Below are 15,639 nucleotides of genomic sequence, written 5' to 3'. Positions count from 1 at the left end.
TAATCCTGCAATGGAAATACGTCATTTCCGCTACTTCCTGGCCGTTGCCCGGCACCGCAACTTCACGCGGGCCGCCGAGCAACTGGATATTGCCCCACCCACCTTGAGCCGACAGATCCAGGATATGGAGCGCGCCCTGGGTACCCGCCTGTTTATCCGGCGTCAGCGGGATGTCAGCCTGACCGAGGCGGGCAGCGCGTTGCTGGGTGAAGCTGAAGCCACCGTGCGCCAGTTCGAGTTCGCCCAGCGCAATGCTCAGCGCGCCGGGCGTGGCGAGATCGGCCATATCGAGTTGGGCTATGTGGCGTCGGCGGTGTATTCCGGCGTGTTGCAACGCCAGGTGCAGGGGTTTTGTGCGGAGTTTGCCGATGTCAGCCTCAGCGTGCGGGAAAGCCCCATGGCCTTGTTGCCGGGGCTGGTGGCCGAAGGGCGCTACGACATTGGCTACATTCGCTCACCCATGACCCTGCCCGACGGCGTGGAGGCGCTGCGCCTGGGCAGTGAGGGTTTTGTCCTGGCGCTGCCACAGGGCTCGTGGCTGCTGGGCTTGAAGGCGATCACCTGCGAGCATTTGCAGAACGAGACCTTCATCCTGCCCGAGCAAATCAGCGGCACCTTGCAGGTGGCCGCGCAAGGCGGGTATGCCCCGCGCCTGGGGCCGCAGCCGGGAGGCCTGGTGGCGGTGATTGCCCTGGTGTCCCTGGGGCAGGGCGTGGCGGTGGTGCCGGAGTCGGTGGTGGGGCATGTCAGCTTGCCGGGTGTGCACTACCGCACCCTCCAGGGCAGCGATGCGTCGTCGTGGCTGTCGCTGATCTACCGGCGCTTTGAAAAAGCCCCGGCGGTGGTGCGTTATATCCAGCACATCAAACACAGCCCCACCCCGTAGCAACTAGCCCCTACCGGGTCAGGCGGGGCTGTATCGAGTCTGCCAGCTGCGTGAGGATCAGGCAGCATGACACCGCCCCCGCATCCAGCACCCCCAGCGAGCGTTCGCCCAAACGGCTGGCCCGGCCGATCTTGGCCACCAGGTCCTTGGTCGAGTCGCGGCCCTGGGAGGCGGCGCTTTTCATCGTGTCCAAGGCGTCGCTGAAGGACGCACCCGCTGCCTGTGCCTGCTCAAACGCCTCCACCGCCGGGATCAGGGTGTCCATCAGGCACTTATCGCCGACGCCGGCTTCGGTGATGTCCTGCAGGGAGGTGAGGCCGCCGCGCAGTAGATGGGCGAAGGTCGCGGCGTCGATATTTTCGCTGCCACGCACTTCATCGGCCATGCCGATAAACAGGCTGCCATACAGCGGGCCCATGGAGCCGCCGATGCCTTCCATCAGGCTCAGGGTCAGTTCATCCAGGGCCTCGGCCAGGGTCAGTTGCCGGCCTTCGAGGGTGCGGCCGCAATGGGCGAAGCCCTTGGCCATGTTGATGCCGTGGTCGCCATCGCCAATCGCGCCATCGACTTCGCTGAGGTATTCACGGTTGGCGACGATCACGCTGACCAGGTCGGTGACAATCGCACTGCCGTCGTGGGTAGAAAAATGCTGGCTCATGGTCTATTCCGCCTGGGTCATGCCGATGGAGCGGCAAGGTTGGTCGATCAGGGTTTTCAGCTCGGCATCCAGGCCCAGCAGGGTCAGGGTCACGCCCATCATTTCCAGGGAAGTGAAGTAGTTGCCGACGTAGCAGCGATGGATCTTCAGGCCCTTGGCCTTGAGCTGGCTTTCGACTTCGGCGTAGAAGATGTACAGCTCCATCACCGGCGTCGCGCCCAGGCCCGAGACCAGCACCACCACGCTGTCATCCTGGCTGAAATCGCGGTCGGCGAGAATCGGTGCCAGCATGCGTTCAGCCATGGCCGCTGCAGACTCGATCGGGATCACCTCGATCCCGGGTTCGCCGTGGTGGCCGATCCCCAACTCCATCTGGCCGTCCGGGATCTGGAAGTTCGGCTTGCCCACCGCGGCAATGGTGCAGGGCGTCAGGCCGATGCCGATGGAGCGGCAGTGATCGACCGCCTTCTGTGCGACGCGGATCACTCCATCCAGGTCATAGTGCTGCGCGGCGGCGGCCCCGCCGATCTTCCACATGAAGATTTCCCCGGCGACCCCGCGGCGCTTGGCGATATCGGCCTTGGGTGCCGACGCCACGTCATCGTTGGCGACCACGGTGCGGATCTGCATGTCCTTGCTGGCGGCCATTTTCATCGCCAGCTTCACGTTCATATTGTCGCCGGCATAGTTGCCGTACAGACAGGCCACGCCGGCGCCGTGATCGGCGACACGAAACGCGTCGAAGAAACTCTTGGCGGTGGGCGACGAGAAAATTTCGCCGACGGCCACCGCGTCCACCAGGCCGGGGCCGACGTAGCCGAGAAACGCCGGCTCATGGCCGGAACCGCCGCCGGTGACGATGCCCACGCGGCCTGGGCCGGAGGGCTTGGCCTTGCTGATCACGCGGGGGTTGCTGTCGCATTGGCGCAGCTCGGGATGGGCGACCAGAATGCCGCGCAGCATGTCCTCGACCACTTGGTCCGGATCGTTGATGACTCGATTCATAACGCGGGTTCCTGTTCTTGTTGTCTTGGGCGCAGTCGTTCAAGTGTGGGAGCGGGCAGGCCCGCTTCCACATTTGGATATGTGTTGGGTTCAGGGCTCGAGCACGACCTTCAAGGACTTGTCCCCGCGCTCCATTACCGCAAACGCCTCCTTGAAATCCGCCAGCGCAAACTTGTGGGTCACCACGTCGCGCATGTCGATTTTGCGCTTGCCGATAAAGTCGATGGCCCGTGGGTACATGTACGGGCCCAGGTGCGAGCCGAGTACGTCCAGCTCCTTGCGGTCGCCGATGATCGACCAATCTACCGTGGCCTCGTCGTTGAACACGCTGAATTCGACGAAACGCCCCAGCTTGCGCAGCATCGCCAGGCCCTGGTTCACCGCTTTGTGGTGCCCGGTGGCTTCGATATAGATATCGCAGCCATAGCCGTCGGTGATTTCGCGGATTTTCGCCAGTACATCAACTTCGGCCGGGTTCCAGACTTCGTCGGCGCCCATGCGCAGGGCCAGTTCGGCGCGTTCGGGTTTCATGTCGAGCACGATCAGGCGTTTGGGGTTGCGCATGCGCACCGCGCCGATGATCCCCAGGCCGAGGGTGCCGGCGCCGGCCACGACCACCACATCGTCGAAATCCACATTGGCCCGTTCCGCCGCGTGCAGCGAGCAGGCCAGCGGCTCGATCAGGATCGCTTCGTCCGGCGCGATGGAGTCCGGCACCTGGTGGATGATGCCTTCCTTGGTGAAAATCATGTACTGGGCCATGGCGCCCTGTACGTTGTTCTGGAAGCCATAGAGGTCGTGCTTCTGGCACATCCAGTACTGGCCGTGGTTGCAGAAACGGCAGCCCCAGCAGGGCACGATCTGCTCGGAAATCACCCGGTCGCCGACCTTCACCCCGCGCTTTTCAGCGCCTGGGCCCAGGGCGACCACGCGGCACACAAACTCATGCCCGGGAATCATCGGCGGCTTGACGTAGCGCGGCTGCTCGGCGTCGCCCCAGAACGACGGCGCGCCGCGATAGGTCTTGATATCGCCCATGCAGATGCCGCACAGCTCGACCTTGGTCAGGATCTCGTCGGGGCCTGGCGTCGGTACATCGACGGTTTCCAGGCGATAGTCTTCCGGGCCATGGCAGACCACGGCCTGCATGGTCTTGGGGATCACTGGGTGGAGGTGTTCGGCGGTACGTTCGGTAGCGATGGACATGACAAACCTCACGACGAATAGAAGGATTACTGAATGCTGTAGCCGCCGTCGATCACCATATTGGCGCCGGTGATCATCTGGGCTGCGTCGCTGAGCAGGTACAACGCCAGCCCGGCGATTTCATCCGGCTGGGCAAAACGGCCCGCCGGGATCTGCAATTTGGCCCGTTCGCCCACTTCGCCGGCCCAGGCTTTTTTGCCCAGGGCGGTCTCGACGATGGTGGGGGAGATGGCATTTACATTAATGTGCGGCGCCCATTCCATGGCCAGGACCTTGGTCATGCCGACAATCGCGGCCTTGCTCGCGCAATAGGCCACATGCCGATCCAGGCCGATCACCGCCGCCTGGGACGCCAGGTTGACGATGCGCCCGCTGCCCTGGGCGAGCATGTGCCGGGCGCAGGCCTGGGCCACGAAAAAACTGGCCTTGAGGTTGATATCCAGGGTGATGTCCCAGGCGTTTTCGCTGACGTCGATGGCCTTGTCCAGCATCACCACGCCGGCGCTGTTGATCAGATAATCCAGACGTTTGAAGTGCGCGAACACGTAGTCGATGCTGCTCTGCACCTGATCGAGCTGGCGCAGGTCGACGGCCAGGCCAAGATGCCCGGCACCGAGGCTGGCGGCTACTTCCACCACGGCCGGATCGCGGTCGAGCAGCGCCACACGCGCGCCACGCTCCACCAGCAGGCTGGCACATGCCAGACCAATCCCCGCAGCCCCACCGGTGATCACGGCGCAGCGGCCGCTGAGGTCGAAGGCTTGGTTCCAGAATCCAGACATTGGTTTAACTCCATTCTCAAAAACAGTGGAGATCGGATGTGGGAGCTGGCTTGCCTGCGATGCGCGCATCTCGGTCTGTCAGGGATTCCGAGGTGAGGCAATCGCAGGCAAGCCAGCTTCCACATTGACCGCGTTGCTATTTAGTGCCGCTGACCTGCTGGTACAGCGCATCCGCATTGGCATTGGTGACCGGCACCCACGGCAGGATGTAGTTCTTCGCGGTGCCGTCGGCCCATTTCACGTCCTTGGCATAGCGCTCCCAAATCACCGACTTGGGCTTGTAGTCTTCGCCCGCCAGTTGCCGCAGGGCTACGTCCAGTGCGCCCTGGGACTGGGCCTGGGCGTCTTGCAGGAAGGTGGTGACTTCATCTCGTTTCGCTGCCTGAATCGCGTCCGGCATGCCGTCGATGGAGGTGACAGGCACCTCCTTGGAGGTCAGGCCATGGGACTTGAGGGCCTGCACGGCGCCGAGGGCCATGTCGTCGTTTTGCGCGATCACCCCATTGATGCCCTTGGGGTGGGCGTTCAGCCAGTCTTCAGTCAGGGTCAGGGCCTGGGCGCGGTCCCAGTTGGCAGTCTTCTTCTCGATGATCTTGATCCCGGGGTGTTTGCCCAGCACTTCCAGCTCGCCTTTTTCCCGGTCGATCTGCGCCGACTGGCCAATCGGGCCCTGGATGATCACCACATTGCCCTTGCCCTGGAGTTTGTCGACCATGGCCTGGGCCTGCAGGCGACCACCCTCGACATCGTCGTTGCCCACGTACGGCACGCTGGCGTCGGCGACCTTGGTGTTGGAGGCGATCACCACCACATCATTGGACATTGCCTGCTTCACCGTGCCGACACCGGCCTTGGTGTCGATGGGCACGAAGAGGATCGCGTCGTAGCGCTGGGTGACCATGTTTTCGATCTGGTTGTTCTGGGTCAGCGCGTCATAGTTGCCGTCGAAGACAGTCAACTGCACGGTGCCATCCTTGACCGCCGGATGCTCCTTCAGCTCGCGCACCCAGTTCTGCATGAACTGGCCCTTGAGGCCGTACACGGCGGCGCCGATTTTGTAGGTCTTGCCATCGGCGGCCAGGGTGATGCTGCTGGCGAGCAGGGAGAGGGCCGCCACGGCGGCAAACGATGTAGCGAATTTCATAATGAGAACCCCGTTTATTGTTGTGGTCGTTCAGTTCGGTTCAGAGCAAAAGCGACTAGCGTTTTTTCTTGCGCCACACGTCAATCAACACCGCGAGTACGATGATCAAGCCCTTGGCGACCTGCTGGTAATAGGAGGACACGCCAAGCAGGTTCAGGCCGTTGTTGATCACCCCGATCAGCAGGGCGCCGAACAGCGTGCCGACGATGGTGCCGACGCCGCCGGACAGGCTGGTGCCGCCGATCACCACGGCGGCAATCGCATCCAGCTCATAGGACATGCCGGCCTGGGGCAGGGCGGAGGTGGTGCGCGCGGACAGCACCACGCCCGCCAGGCCGGCGAGCAAGCCCGAGACCACGTACACCGAGAACGTCACCTTGCGCACGCCGATCCCCGAGGTGCGTGCGCTTTTTTCGTTGCCGCCCACCGCGTACACATAGCGCCCGTAGGTGGTGTAGCGCAGCACCATCCAGAAGATCAGCGCGACCACCGCAAAGATAATGACCGGTATGCCAATCGGCCCGAGCTTGCCAATGCCCAGGGCCAGGTAGGCGTCCGGCAGGTCGGTGACCGGGCTGCCATCGTTGAGGATAAAGGTCATGCCCCGGGCCACACTCAGCATGCCCAGCGTGGCAACAAAAGGCGGGATCGACAGATTGGCCACCATGAAGCCGTTGACCATCCCCAGCATCGCTCCGGCGAACATCCCGGCACTGACGGCGGCGAGCAGTCCGTAGCCCTGGGTCGCGACCAGGGCGCTGCACAGCCCGGCGAAGGCGAGGATCGAACCTACCGACAGGTCGATGCCCTTGGTCAGGATCACGTAGGTCATGCCCACCGCCAGGATGCCGTTGATCGAGGTCTGGCGCAGGATGTCCATCCAGTTGCGCCAGGTCATGAAGTATTCGCTGGAAAACGCCATGACCACGCACAGCAGGATAAACACCAGTGGCAGGCCAAAGCGGTCGAGGGAAAGGCGCAGGCGGCTGCGCGCAGGGGGGGTCAATGGCGTGGCAAGGGTTTTGGCATTCATGAGGCAAGACTCAACAAGGCTTCCTGGGAAAGAGCGGTGTCGCTGCTGATAGTCACCAGCCGGCCGCCCTTGAAGACCGCGATACGGTCACTCAGGTGCAGCAGTTCCGGGGCTTCGGACGACACCACGATGGCCGCGCCACCGGCGCGCACGAACTGGTCGAGCAAGTGATAGATCTCCTGCTTGGCACCTTCGTCGATGCCCCGGGTCGGTTCATCGCACAGCAGGCACACCGGTTGGGTCGACAGGCATTTGGCGAGCACTACCTTTTGCTGGTTGCCGCCGCTCATGGACGCCACTGGCAGATCGAGGGAGGTGGTCTTGATCTGCAGGCGCTTGACCATGTCCTCGGCCAGTTGGGTTTCCTTGCGCGCATTGATCAACGACCAACTCGACAGTTGCTTGTACGCCGACAGCGCGATGTTCGAGAGGATGCTGGAGCTGAGTACCAGGCCGCTTTCCTTGCGGTCTTCGGTGACCAGGGACATGCCGGCGCGGATGGTCGCCTTGGGCAGGCCGATGGGCATCGGCTTGCCTTGCAGGGTGACGCTGCCAGCGTCCGGGGTGGTCAGGCCATAGATGCAGTTGAGGAACTCGCTGCGCCCCGAGCCCATCAGCCCGTAGATGCCGAGGATTTCGCCCTGGCGCACTTGCAGGCTGATGTCCTGGAACTCGCCGCTGCGGCTCAGGCCCTGGACGTCCAGGCAGCAGTCGGCGGCGCTTTCGCGGCCGACCTTGTGGTCGATGCGCGTCAATTCCTGGCCGACGATGCCGCGCACCAGGTGGGCGCGGTCGATATCGGCCATGCGCCCGCTTTCGACGAAGGCGCCATCGCGGAAGATGCTGTAGTCGTCGGCTATCTGCGCAAGCTCGCTGAGGCGATGGGACACATACACGATCCCGGCGCCACGGGCGGTGAGGCGGCGGATGGCCTTGAACAGGGTTTCGGCTTCGCGCTCGCCGATGGCGGACGTGGGCTCGTCCATGATCATCACCTGGCAGTCATGGCTGAACGCCTTGGCGATCTCCACCAGTTGGATCTGCGCCACGCTCAGGCGATGCATGGGGGCGCTGGCGTCGACCTCGAACTCCAGGCTTTCCAGGAGCTCGCGGGTACGCCGGTGCAGTTCCTTGCTGTCGACGATGCAGCCGGCGCGCCGTGGTTCGCGGCCCAGCCAGATGTTTTCGGCGACGCTCATGTAGGGGATCGGTTCCAGCTCCTGGGTGATCATCGCGACCCCCGCCGCCAGCGCTTCGCTGGGACGATTGAAATGTACGGGAGCGCCATTGAGCAGGATGTTGCCGGCATCACGCTGGGTGATGCCCATCAAGATACTGAGGAAGGTGGATTTGCCCGCGCCATTGCCGCCGCACAGGGCGTGCACGCTACCGGCCCGCAGCGAGAGGCGGCCGTCACGCAGGGCAGGGATGCCGGCGTAGGCCTTGGCGACGTGTTCAGCCTGGAGCAGTAATGGCGTGGCCATCGGCGTGTCCTCGTGCTGTGAATTCTTATTAGGTACACAGTCGTGTTGCTGCGTGATCATATGTGTACCAAATGAAATTCTGATCAGTCAATCTCTTTCACTGGAAACTTGTAATCGCCGGCAATTTCTTAATGTTTGGCGTTTTAGAGGGGTTTGACTGGAAGGTCAGTTAAAACGTGCTTGACAGTTGCGAGGGAATATCCGAGAAATGCCTGATCGAAATTTCACTGAGTGATCATATGATCAGTCTTAAGTTTCACCACGGCAGCGGAGCCTAATGCCATGAACACACCTTTTCCGGTGGCTATCGGATGTGACGAAGCGGGTTTTGAGCTCAAGGAGCTGTTGAAGCGCCATATCGAGACGCTGGGGTATCCGGTGACCGACTTTGGTACCCATTCCACGGCGCCGGTGCTGTACCCGGATATTGCGCTGGCGGTGGCCACGGCCATCAACGGCGGGCAGCAGCGCCTGGGAGTGCTGGTGTGTGGCACGGGCATCGGCATGGCCATCTCGGCCAATAAAGTCTTGGGTATTCGCGCGGCTCAGGCCCATGACACCTATTCGGCGGAGCGGGCGCGCAAGAGCAACGATGCGCAGATCCTGTCCATCGGTGCACGGGTGGTGGGGGCGGAGCTGGCCAAGAGCATCGTCACCGCGTTTCTGGCCTCGGAGTTCGAGGCGGCGCGTTCCGGGGCCAAGGTCGAGCGCATCAACGCCATTGAGCGTGATGGGCATCAGTAGTGGACGTAGCGGGGCAAGAGTCGGGAGAATGCGCCTTTGACGCCGAAACGGAAGCCCGTCCCCATGAGTGACAGTACCCTGCGCACCGCCAGCGATATCGATCTGATGACCGAAGTGGCGATGCTCTATTACCTTGAGAACGTCACTCAGGAAGCCATCGCCAAGCGCTTTGACCTGTCCCGGGCCAAAGTCAGCCGGCTGCTCAAGCGTGCGCGCGATGAAGGGATTGTCGAGGTGCGGGTACTGCAGCATCCGGCGATGAACAACGAATTGGAACAGGCGTTGGTGGAGCGCTTCCAGCTGGACCGTGCGTTGATCGCGGTCGATCACAGTGACGCCGACACCCAGCGCTCCGCCGTGGCCAGCCTGGTGGCCAACTACCTGAACAAGACCCTGGGCGACGGCATGATTGTCGCTGTGGGCATGGGGCGCAATGTGGGGGCGGTAGCCGATAACGTGTTTTTGCCGGTGACGCGCAACTGCACATTTGTCTGCGCCATTGGCGGTTCGCTCAAGGCGGGCGAATACATGAACCCCGACCATATCTGCCGACGCCTGGCCCTGCGTTTTGGCGGCGAGAGCGAAAGCCTGTACGCCCCGGCGCTGGTGGCCAACCCGGAACTGCGCAGCGTGTTGATCAGCAACGACACCGTACGCTCCACCCTCGACCGCGCACGGCGCGCCGATATGGCGCTGATCGGCATCGGCGACATGAGCGAGAACAGCAATATGGTGCGCATGGGCTGGTTCTCACCCCAGGAAATCGCCCAGGCGCGCTTGTCCGGCACGGTGGGTGACATGATGGGTTACGACTTTATCGACATTCATGGCCAGCCGGCGGTCAACGCCATCCAGGGGCGGGTGATCGGCTTGACGGTGCAGGAGTTATTCCGCATTCCCGATGTGGTGGCGATTGCCAGTGAAAACACCAAGGCGGCGGCGACCCTGGGGGCGTTGCGCTCGGGGGTGATCAATACGCTGGCGACCACGGTAACCAATGCCCACACCATCCTGGCGCTGGACGACGCTACCCGCAAAACCTGACCTGTCGCCTCTCAAAATATGGGCACTGGCGTGTGGGGGGGGGGCTGGCTTGTGTGGGAGCTGGCTTGCCTGCGATAGCATCGCCTCGATCTAACTGATACACCGAGGTGCCTGCATCGCAGGCAAGCCAGCTCCCACACAAGCCACCACGCAAGACCACGGCACAGGCTTTCGAGGGGCGGCTTTTACAGATCTTGTAATGGTTTTAAATTGTAGGGAATTTGTATTTTTCATGTAGGATTAACGTCCTTTTCTCACTGCAGGATTTGCATGAACACCCTCTCGGAGCCCCCCAGTCGTCTTTCTCCAAGACCGCTACTGCCGACGTTCCCGCTGAAACATCCTCTATTTAGGCTGCTAACCTTTTCCCGGTCATCGGACCGCGTTTTGTTGTGCCCGGCATTCTGAAAATCAATAAAGAGACAGAGACTTCTATATGGAATGGTTAGCGGATCCAACGGCCTGGCTCGGCCTGTTGACCTTGATTGTGTTGGAACTGGTACTGGGTATAGACAACCTGGTGTTTATCGCGATCCTGGCGGACAAGCTGCCACCGGAGCAGCGTGACCGTGCGCGGTTGATCGGCCTGTCCCTGGCGTTGATCATGCGCCTGGGCCTGTTGGCGAGTATTTCCTGGTTGGTGACCCTGACCCAGCCGTTGTTCGAGGTGTTCGACAAGAGCTTCTCCGGACGTGACCTGATCATGCTGTTTGGTGGTGTGTTCCTGTTGTTCAAGGCCACCATGGAGTTGCATGAGCGGCTCGAAGGGCATGTCACCGAGCGCACCGGCAATGCCGCCTACGCGATGTTCTGGCCGATTGTGGCGCAGATCGTGGTGCTGGACGCTGTGTTCTCCCTCGACGCGGTGATTACTGCGGTCGGCATGGTTGACGAGCTGGCGGTGATGATGATCGCGGTAATCGTGTCCATCGGCGTAATGATCGTGGCCAGCAAGCCGCTGACTCGCTTCGTCAATGCGCACCCGACGGTGATCATGCTGTGCCTGGGCTTCTTGATGATGATCGGTTTCGCCCTGACCGCCGAAGGTCTGGGCTTCCACATCCCGAAAGGCTACCTGTACGCGGCCATCGGCTTCTCGATCCTGATCGAGGTGTTCAACCAGATCGCCCGGGCGCGCCGCAAGAAGTCGGCGCAAGGCCTGCGGCCGATCCGTGAGCGCACTGCTCATGCGGTGATGCGTCTGCTGGGCGGTCGCAGCCTGGCGGTGGAAGAAGTGGGTGAGGACGTTACGGACCTGTTGGGCGACTCGCAGGACCATCAAGGCCCGCTGTTCGACCGTCGCGAACGGATCATGATCAGTGGTGTGCTGCAACTGGCCGAGCGGCCGATCCGCACCTTGATGACCCCGCGGGCGAATGTCGACTACATCGACTTGGCCGACGACCCTGAGACGATCCGCCTGAAACTGATGCACTCGTCCTACTCGCGCTTGCCGTTGATCCGTAACGGCGCGGTGGATGAGCCCCTGGGCTTCGTGCATAAGAAGGAGTTACTCAAGGAGTACCTGGCCGGCAATGAGCCGAACCTGGAACACCTGGCGCGGCGGGCGATCAACCTGCTGGACAGCTTCTCGATCCTCAACGCCCTGGAGCAGATGCGCCAGGAGTCGACGCACATTGCCTTTGTGATCAACGAATTTGGCGATTTCATGGGGGTGTTGAGCATGACCGACATCCTTGAGTCCATCGCCGGTGAGTTGCCCGATGCCAGTGAAGTCGAAGGTCCGGACATCGTCGAAGAGCAGGGCGGTTATCGCGCCAATGGTGCGTTGAACCTGAACCTGATTCGCCAGCGCACCGGGTTCAAGGCTGTGGCCACCGAGGATTACCAGACCCTCGCCGGCCTGGTCATGAGCCTGTTGGATCGCCTGCCAGTGGTCGGTGACAGCCTGGAATACGAAGGCTGGCGCCTGACCGTGGCGGCGGTGGAGGAGCGGCGGGTGACGCAGGTACTGCTGATCCCTGTCGCGCTGGGTTAACGGGGCTTTGCCCGTTTGGTCGGCACACCCCGGGTGTGCCGCTCGAAGGTTCTTTTCAGGGTCTGCTCCTGGGTCTCCCAGGGGCCGAACCCCTTGAGCTTCTCTACCAGCCTGCCGTTTTTCAAGATCAGCAGCGTCGGCGTGCCGGTCACCTCGGGATGCCGTGGGGTCTGGCTGGTGTCCAGTACATAAAGCGCCGCCTGGCGTCGATAGCGACCGGCCACTTTGCTGAACAGTGGCTTGGCCGCGCCGCACGCCGCGCACTGGGGCGATACAAACAGCATAAACACCGTGCGGGGCGTCTGCAGCGCACGTCTATACGCCTGTGCGTCGTCGATCACCGTGTTGATCGGTCCCATGACAGTCTCCTTGTAGGCACTTGGCCAAACCCTAAGTCGGGTGGGCCGGACGGTCTACTGTGAGAATTCACAGGTAACGCACCCAAATGGGATGGACCGCAACGGATTGTGGCGCACGGTAGCAGTGTGTCTGCCGGCGCTGGCGGCGCGGTGATTCGTCGGTGCCTTCTTATCTCTCTGATTTAAAAACACTTGCGCGCTTCAATAGGCTTCTGCTGCTGGCTGTGGCACACTTTCTGCTGTCTATTCCGTTGTTACATACCTGATTCCGGTATAGCGGAATACACAACTTCTGGAGTGCTTGCCATGCATCGCCGACCTTCCGTGTTTAAAGCCTGTGTTTTTCTCTTCGCCGCATCGGCTTGCCTCGCCAGCCAAGTGCAGGCGGACAGCAAGCTCGATGAAGTGCTCAAACGTGGGCATCTGCTCGTCGGTACAGGCAGTACCAATGCGCCGTGGCACTTCCAGGGAGCGGATGGCAAGTTGCAGGGGTTTGATATTGATATCGGGCGCATCGTCGCCAAAGGCCTGTTCAACGACCCGAGCAAGGTCGAGTTTGTGGTGCAGTCGTCCGATGCGCGGATTCCCAACCTGTTGACCAACAAAGTCGACATGAGCTGCCAGTTCATCACCGTCACCGCCAGCCGCGCGCAGCAGGTGGCGTTCACCCTGCCGTACTACCGCGAAGGTGTGGGCCTGTTGTTGCCGGCCAACAGCAAATACCAGCAAATCGAAGACCTGCAGGCAGCGGGGGATGACGTCACTGTGGCGGTGCTGCAAAACGTCTACGCCGAAGAGCTGGTGCACCAGGCGCTGCCCAAGGCCAAGGTGGATCAATAAGACAGCGTCGACCTGATGTACCAGGCGGTGAACTCCGGGCGTGCCGACGCGGCGGCCACCGACCAGTCCTCGGTCAAGTACCTGATGGTGCAGAACCCCGGCCGCTACCGCAGCCCGAGCTACGCCTGGAGCCCGCAAACCTATGCGTGCGCGGTCAAACGTGGCGATCAGGACTGGCTGAACTTCGTCAACACCGCCCTGCACGAGGCGATGACCGGCGTCGAGTTTCCGACCTATGCAGCCTCGTTCAAGCAGTGGTTTGGCGTTGATCTGCCGACCCCGGCGATTGGTTTTCCGGTGGAATTCAAATGATTGTTGAGCGCGGGGCGTCGCAGCGGGCGCCCCAATCAAGGTAGTGCCGACCATGAACTATCAGCTGAATTTTGCCGCAGTCTGGCGCGATTTCGACACCTTGCTGGCGGGCCTCGGCCTGGGCCTGCAACTGGCCTTGCTGTCGATTGCCATCGGCTGCGTGATCGGCCTTTTGATGGCTTTTGCCATGCTGTCCAGGCACCGTGCGCTGCGGATTCTGGCCTCGGTGTATGTGACGGTGGTGCGCAACACGCCGATCCTGGTGCTGATCCTGTTGATCTACTTTGCCTTGCCCAGCCTGGGCATCCGCCTGGACAAGATCCCCTCGTTCATCATCACCCTGTCGTTGTACGCCGGGGCCTACTTGACCGAAGTGTTCCGTGCCGGCCTGTTGAATATTCCCAAGGGCCTGCGCGAAGCCGGCCTGGCGATTGGCCTGGGGGAGTGGCAGATCCGCGCCTACATCACGGTGCCGGTGATGCTGCGCAACGTGCTGCCGGCGCTGTCGAACAACTTTATCTCGCTGTTCAAGGACACCTCTCTGGCGGCGGCGATTGCCGTGCCGGAACTGACCTATTACGCCCGCAAGATCAACGTCGAAAGCTACCGGGTGATTGAAACCTGGCTGGTGACGACCGCGCTCTACGTGGCGGCCTGCTACCTCATCGCCATGCTGCTGCGTTACCTGGAGCAGCGCCTGGCGATTCGTCGATAAGAGGGGTTTTCCATGTATTGGCTGCATGAGTTGTGGATCGCCCGGGCAACCCTGTGGGCAGGGTTCCAGACCAGCGTGTATTGCTCGGTGCTGGCGATTATCTTCGGCACCCTGATCGGCATCGTCGCCGGGTTGGTGCTGACCTACGGCAAGTTCTGGATGCGCGCGCCGTTTCGTCTGTACGTTGACCTGATCCGTGGCACCCCGGTGTTTGTGCTGGTACTGGCCTGCTTCTACATGGCCCCGGCGCTGGGTTGGCAGATCAGTGCGTTCCAGGCCGGTGCCCTGGGCCTCACGCTGTTTTGCGGCTCTCATGTCGCCGAGATTGTGCGCGGTGCGTTGCAAGCCATTCCCCGTGGGCAACTGGAAGCGGGCAAGGCCATCGGCCTGACCTTCTATCAGTCCCTGGGCTATGTGTTGCTGCCCCAGGCACTGCGGCAGATTTTGCCGACCTGGGTCAATTCCTCCACCGAGATCGTCAAGGCCTCGACCCTGCTGTCGGTGATTGGTGTTGCCGAGTTGCTGTTGAGCACCCAGCAAGTGATCGCCCGGACCTTTATGACCCTGGAGTTCTACCTGTTTGCCGGCTTTCTGTTCTTTGTCATCAACTACGCCATCGAGTTATTCGGGCGCTACATTGAAAAGCGGGTGGCCTTGCCATGAATCAACCATTGCTCAACATCAGCGGCCTGCGCAAGCAATACGGTGCGGTGGAAGTCCTCAAGGGCGTTGACCTGTCGCTGCAGCGCGGCAACGTGGTGACCTTGATCGGCTCCAGCGGCTCGGGCAAGACCACGCTACTGCGCTGCGTCAACCTGCTGGAAGAGTTCCAGGGCGGGCAGATCACCCTCGACGGCGAGTCCATTGGCTATGCCGATGTTGCCGGCAAGCGCGTGCGTCACCCGGAAAAACTCATTGCCCAACACCGCGCCATGACTGGCATGGCGTTCCAGCAATTCAACCTGTTCCCCCATCTGACGGCGTTGCAGAACATCACCCTGGGCCTGCTCAAGGTCAAGCATATGGGCAAGGACGAGGCGGTAGCCCTCGCGGAAAAATGGCTGGAGCGCGTCGGCCTGCTGGAACGGCGCAACCACTTCCCCGGTCAGTTGTCCGGCGGCCAGCAACAGCGGGTGGCGATTGCCCGGGCGATTGCGATGAACCCCAGCCTGATGCTGTTCGACGAAGTGACCTCAGCGCTGGACCCGGAGTTGGTCGGCGAGGTGCTCAGTGTGATCAAGGGCCTGGCGCAAGAGGGCATGACCATGTTGCTGGTGACCCACGAAATGCGCTTTGCCTACGAGGTTTCGGACAACATCGTGTTTATGAACCAGGGGCGGATTGAAGAGCAGGGCCCGCCCAAAGCGGTCTTTGAGCGCCCGCAATCGCCACGCCTGGCGGAATTTCTGAAAAATATTCGTTTTTAAT

Annotated in this window: 15 protein-coding genes and 1 pseudogene; 8 read left to right on the top strand and 8 right to left on the bottom strand. The window is 61.7% G+C overall.

Translation table 11 applies throughout. The features are described from left to right. Positions 1 to 10: 10 nt before the first annotated feature. Positions 11 to 886, top strand: coding sequence for a LysR family transcriptional regulator (locus HU773_RS16020; RefSeq protein ID WP_186625643.1), 876 nt, complete (start codon positions 11 to 13; stop codon positions 884 to 886). Between the two features lie 10 nt (positions 887 to 896). Here HU773_RS16020 and dhaL read toward each other — a convergent pair whose 3' ends face one another. The 7 genes from dhaL to HU773_RS15985 all read right to left on the bottom strand — a co-directional run bounded on the left by dhaL (position 897) and on the right by HU773_RS15985 (position 8,198). Continuing rightward, positions 897 to 1,544: a dihydroxyacetone kinase subunit DhaL gene (dhaL, locus tag HU773_RS16015; protein WP_186625645.1), complete on the bottom strand. Its 648-nt coding sequence runs from the start codon at positions 1,542 to 1,544 to the stop codon at positions 897 to 899. A gap of 3 nt (positions 1,545 to 1,547) precedes the next feature. Beyond that, on the bottom strand, positions 1,548 to 2,549 hold the full coding sequence (locus HU773_RS16010; RefSeq protein WP_057440830.1) for a dihydroxyacetone kinase subunit DhaK: 1,002 nt from the start codon (positions 2,547 to 2,549) through the stop codon (positions 1,548 to 1,550). A 90-nt stretch (positions 2,550 to 2,639) separates the two neighbouring features. Next, positions 2,640 to 3,755: an MDR/zinc-dependent alcohol dehydrogenase-like family protein gene (locus tag HU773_RS16005; RefSeq protein ID WP_057959239.1), complete on the bottom strand. Its 1,116-nt coding sequence runs from the start codon at positions 3,753 to 3,755 to the stop codon at positions 2,640 to 2,642. A gap of 26 nt (positions 3,756 to 3,781) precedes the next feature. Then, positions 3,782 to 4,537 carry an SDR family oxidoreductase gene (locus HU773_RS16000; RefSeq protein WP_057959240.1) on the bottom strand — a complete coding sequence of 252 codons (756 nt, stop codon included), beginning with the start codon at positions 4,535 to 4,537 and terminating at the stop codon, positions 3,782 to 3,784. A 136-nt stretch (positions 4,538 to 4,673) separates the two neighbouring features. Beyond that, positions 4,674 to 5,681 carry a substrate-binding domain-containing protein gene (locus tag HU773_RS15995; RefSeq protein ID WP_057959241.1) on the bottom strand — a complete coding sequence of 336 codons (1,008 nt, stop codon included), beginning with the start codon at positions 5,679 to 5,681 and terminating at the stop codon, positions 4,674 to 4,676. A 55-nt stretch (positions 5,682 to 5,736) separates the two neighbouring features. Then, the gene (locus HU773_RS15990; protein WP_057959242.1) at positions 5,737 to 6,714 is read right to left on the bottom strand and encodes an ABC transporter permease; all 978 of its coding nucleotides are present in this window, start codon (positions 6,712 to 6,714) and stop codon (positions 5,737 to 5,739) included. Beyond that, positions 6,711 to 8,198: a sugar ABC transporter ATP-binding protein gene (locus HU773_RS15985; RefSeq protein ID WP_057444030.1), complete on the bottom strand. Its 1,488-nt coding sequence runs from the start codon at positions 8,196 to 8,198 to the stop codon at positions 6,711 to 6,713. Before HU773_RS15985 ends, HU773_RS15990 begins: the two co-directional genes overlap by 4 nt. A gap of 282 nt (positions 8,199 to 8,480) precedes the next feature. Between HU773_RS15985 and rpiB the strand changes: the two genes are divergently transcribed. The 3 genes from rpiB (at position 8,481) to HU773_RS15970 (ending at position 11,985) form a co-directional block, all read left to right on the top strand. Beyond that, positions 8,481 to 8,942, top strand: coding sequence for a ribose 5-phosphate isomerase B (gene rpiB, locus HU773_RS15980; protein WP_057959243.1), 462 nt, complete (start codon positions 8,481 to 8,483; stop codon positions 8,940 to 8,942). A 63-nt stretch (positions 8,943 to 9,005) separates the two neighbouring features. Continuing rightward, on the top strand, positions 9,006 to 9,986 hold the full coding sequence (locus HU773_RS15975) for a sugar-binding transcriptional regulator (RefSeq protein WP_029293725.1): 981 nt from the start codon (positions 9,006 to 9,008) through the stop codon (positions 9,984 to 9,986). A gap of 436 nt (positions 9,987 to 10,422) precedes the next feature. Continuing rightward, positions 10,423 to 11,985: a TerC family protein gene (locus tag HU773_RS15970; RefSeq protein WP_057959244.1), complete on the top strand. Its 1,563-nt coding sequence runs from the start codon at positions 10,423 to 10,425 to the stop codon at positions 11,983 to 11,985. On the opposite strand, the gene HU773_RS15965 is transcribed toward HU773_RS15970, so the two are convergent. Next, positions 11,982 to 12,344: a thioredoxin family protein gene (locus HU773_RS15965; RefSeq protein ID WP_057959245.1), complete on the bottom strand. Its 363-nt coding sequence runs from the start codon at positions 12,342 to 12,344 to the stop codon at positions 11,982 to 11,984. The genes HU773_RS15970 and HU773_RS15965 overlap by 4 nt on opposite strands. Before the next feature lie 306 nt (positions 12,345 to 12,650). On the opposite strand from HU773_RS15965, the pseudogene HU773_RS15960 reads away from it, so the two are divergent. The 4 genes and pseudogenes from HU773_RS15960 (at position 12,651) to HU773_RS15945 (ending at position 15,638) form a co-directional block, all read left to right on the top strand. Next, a pseudogene (locus HU773_RS15960) lies at positions 12,651 to 13,496 on the top strand (transporter substrate-binding protein). A 52-nt stretch (positions 13,497 to 13,548) separates the two neighbouring features. Next, positions 13,549 to 14,211 carry an amino acid ABC transporter permease gene (locus HU773_RS15955; RefSeq protein WP_057440843.1) on the top strand — a complete coding sequence of 221 codons (663 nt, stop codon included), beginning with the start codon at positions 13,549 to 13,551 and terminating at the stop codon, positions 14,209 to 14,211. 12 nt (positions 14,212 to 14,223) lie between these two features. Beyond that, positions 14,224 to 14,874, top strand: a complete 651-nt coding sequence (locus tag HU773_RS15950; RefSeq protein ID WP_057440845.1) for an amino acid ABC transporter permease — start codon at positions 14,224 to 14,226, stop codon at positions 14,872 to 14,874. Further along, positions 14,871 to 15,638 (top strand): amino acid ABC transporter ATP-binding protein, encoded by a 768-nt coding sequence (locus HU773_RS15945; protein WP_057440847.1) that lies wholly within the window; start codon positions 14,871 to 14,873, stop codon positions 15,636 to 15,638. The genes HU773_RS15950 and HU773_RS15945 overlap by 4 nt, the downstream gene beginning before the upstream one ends. Position 15,639: the final 1 nt, after the last annotated feature.

This window comes from Pseudomonas shahriarae, assembly GCF_014268455.2.
GTDB classification, from domain to species: Bacteria; Pseudomonadota; Gammaproteobacteria; order Pseudomonadales; family Pseudomonadaceae; genus Aquipseudomonas; species Aquipseudomonas shahriarae.
This window is presented reverse-complemented; position numbering and strand designations above follow the sequence as displayed.

What these genes read in the sequence shown, in the direction of transcription:
- HU773_RS15965 (WP_057959245.1), bottom strand. Translation starts at nt 12,344, where the DNA reads ATGGGACCGATCAACACGGTGATCGACGACGCACAGGCGTATAGACGT.
- HU773_RS15970 (WP_057959244.1), top strand. Translation starts at nt 10,423, where the DNA reads ATGGAATGGTTAGCGGATCCAACGGCCTGGCTCGGCCTGTTGACCTTG.
- HU773_RS16020 (WP_186625643.1), top strand. Translation starts at nt 11, where the DNA reads ATGGAAATACGTCATTTCCGCTACTTCCTGGCCGTTGCCCGGCACCGC.
- HU773_RS16000 (WP_057959240.1), bottom strand. Translation starts at nt 4,537, where the DNA reads ATGTCTGGATTCTGGAACCAAGCCTTCGACCTCAGCGGCCGCTGCGCC.
- HU773_RS16005 (WP_057959239.1), bottom strand. Translation starts at nt 3,755, where the DNA reads ATGTCCATCGCTACCGAACGTACCGCCGAACACCTCCACCCAGTGATC.
- HU773_RS16010 (WP_057440830.1), bottom strand. Translation starts at nt 2,549, where the DNA reads ATGAATCGAGTCATCAACGATCCGGACCAAGTGGTCGAGGACATGCTG.
- HU773_RS15955 (WP_057440843.1), top strand. Translation starts at nt 13,549, where the DNA reads ATGAACTATCAGCTGAATTTTGCCGCAGTCTGGCGCGATTTCGACACC.
- rpiB (WP_057959243.1), top strand. Translation starts at nt 8,481, where the DNA reads ATGAACACACCTTTTCCGGTGGCTATCGGATGTGACGAAGCGGGTTTT.
- HU773_RS15975 (WP_029293725.1), top strand. Translation starts at nt 9,006, where the DNA reads ATGAGTGACAGTACCCTGCGCACCGCCAGCGATATCGATCTGATGACC.
- HU773_RS15990 (WP_057959242.1), bottom strand. Translation starts at nt 6,714, where the DNA reads ATGAATGCCAAAACCCTTGCCACGCCATTGACCCCCCCTGCGCGCAGC.
- dhaL (WP_186625645.1), bottom strand. Translation starts at nt 1,544, where the DNA reads ATGAGCCAGCATTTTTCTACCCACGACGGCAGTGCGATTGTCACCGAC.
- HU773_RS15995 (WP_057959241.1), bottom strand. Translation starts at nt 5,681, where the DNA reads ATGAAATTCGCTACATCGTTTGCCGCCGTGGCGGCCCTCTCCCTGCTC.
- HU773_RS15985 (WP_057444030.1), bottom strand. Translation starts at nt 8,198, where the DNA reads ATGGCCACGCCATTACTGCTCCAGGCTGAACACGTCGCCAAGGCCTAC.
- HU773_RS15950 (WP_057440845.1), top strand. Translation starts at nt 14,224, where the DNA reads ATGTATTGGCTGCATGAGTTGTGGATCGCCCGGGCAACCCTGTGGGCA.
- HU773_RS15945 (WP_057440847.1), top strand. Translation starts at nt 14,871, where the DNA reads ATGAATCAACCATTGCTCAACATCAGCGGCCTGCGCAAGCAATACGGT.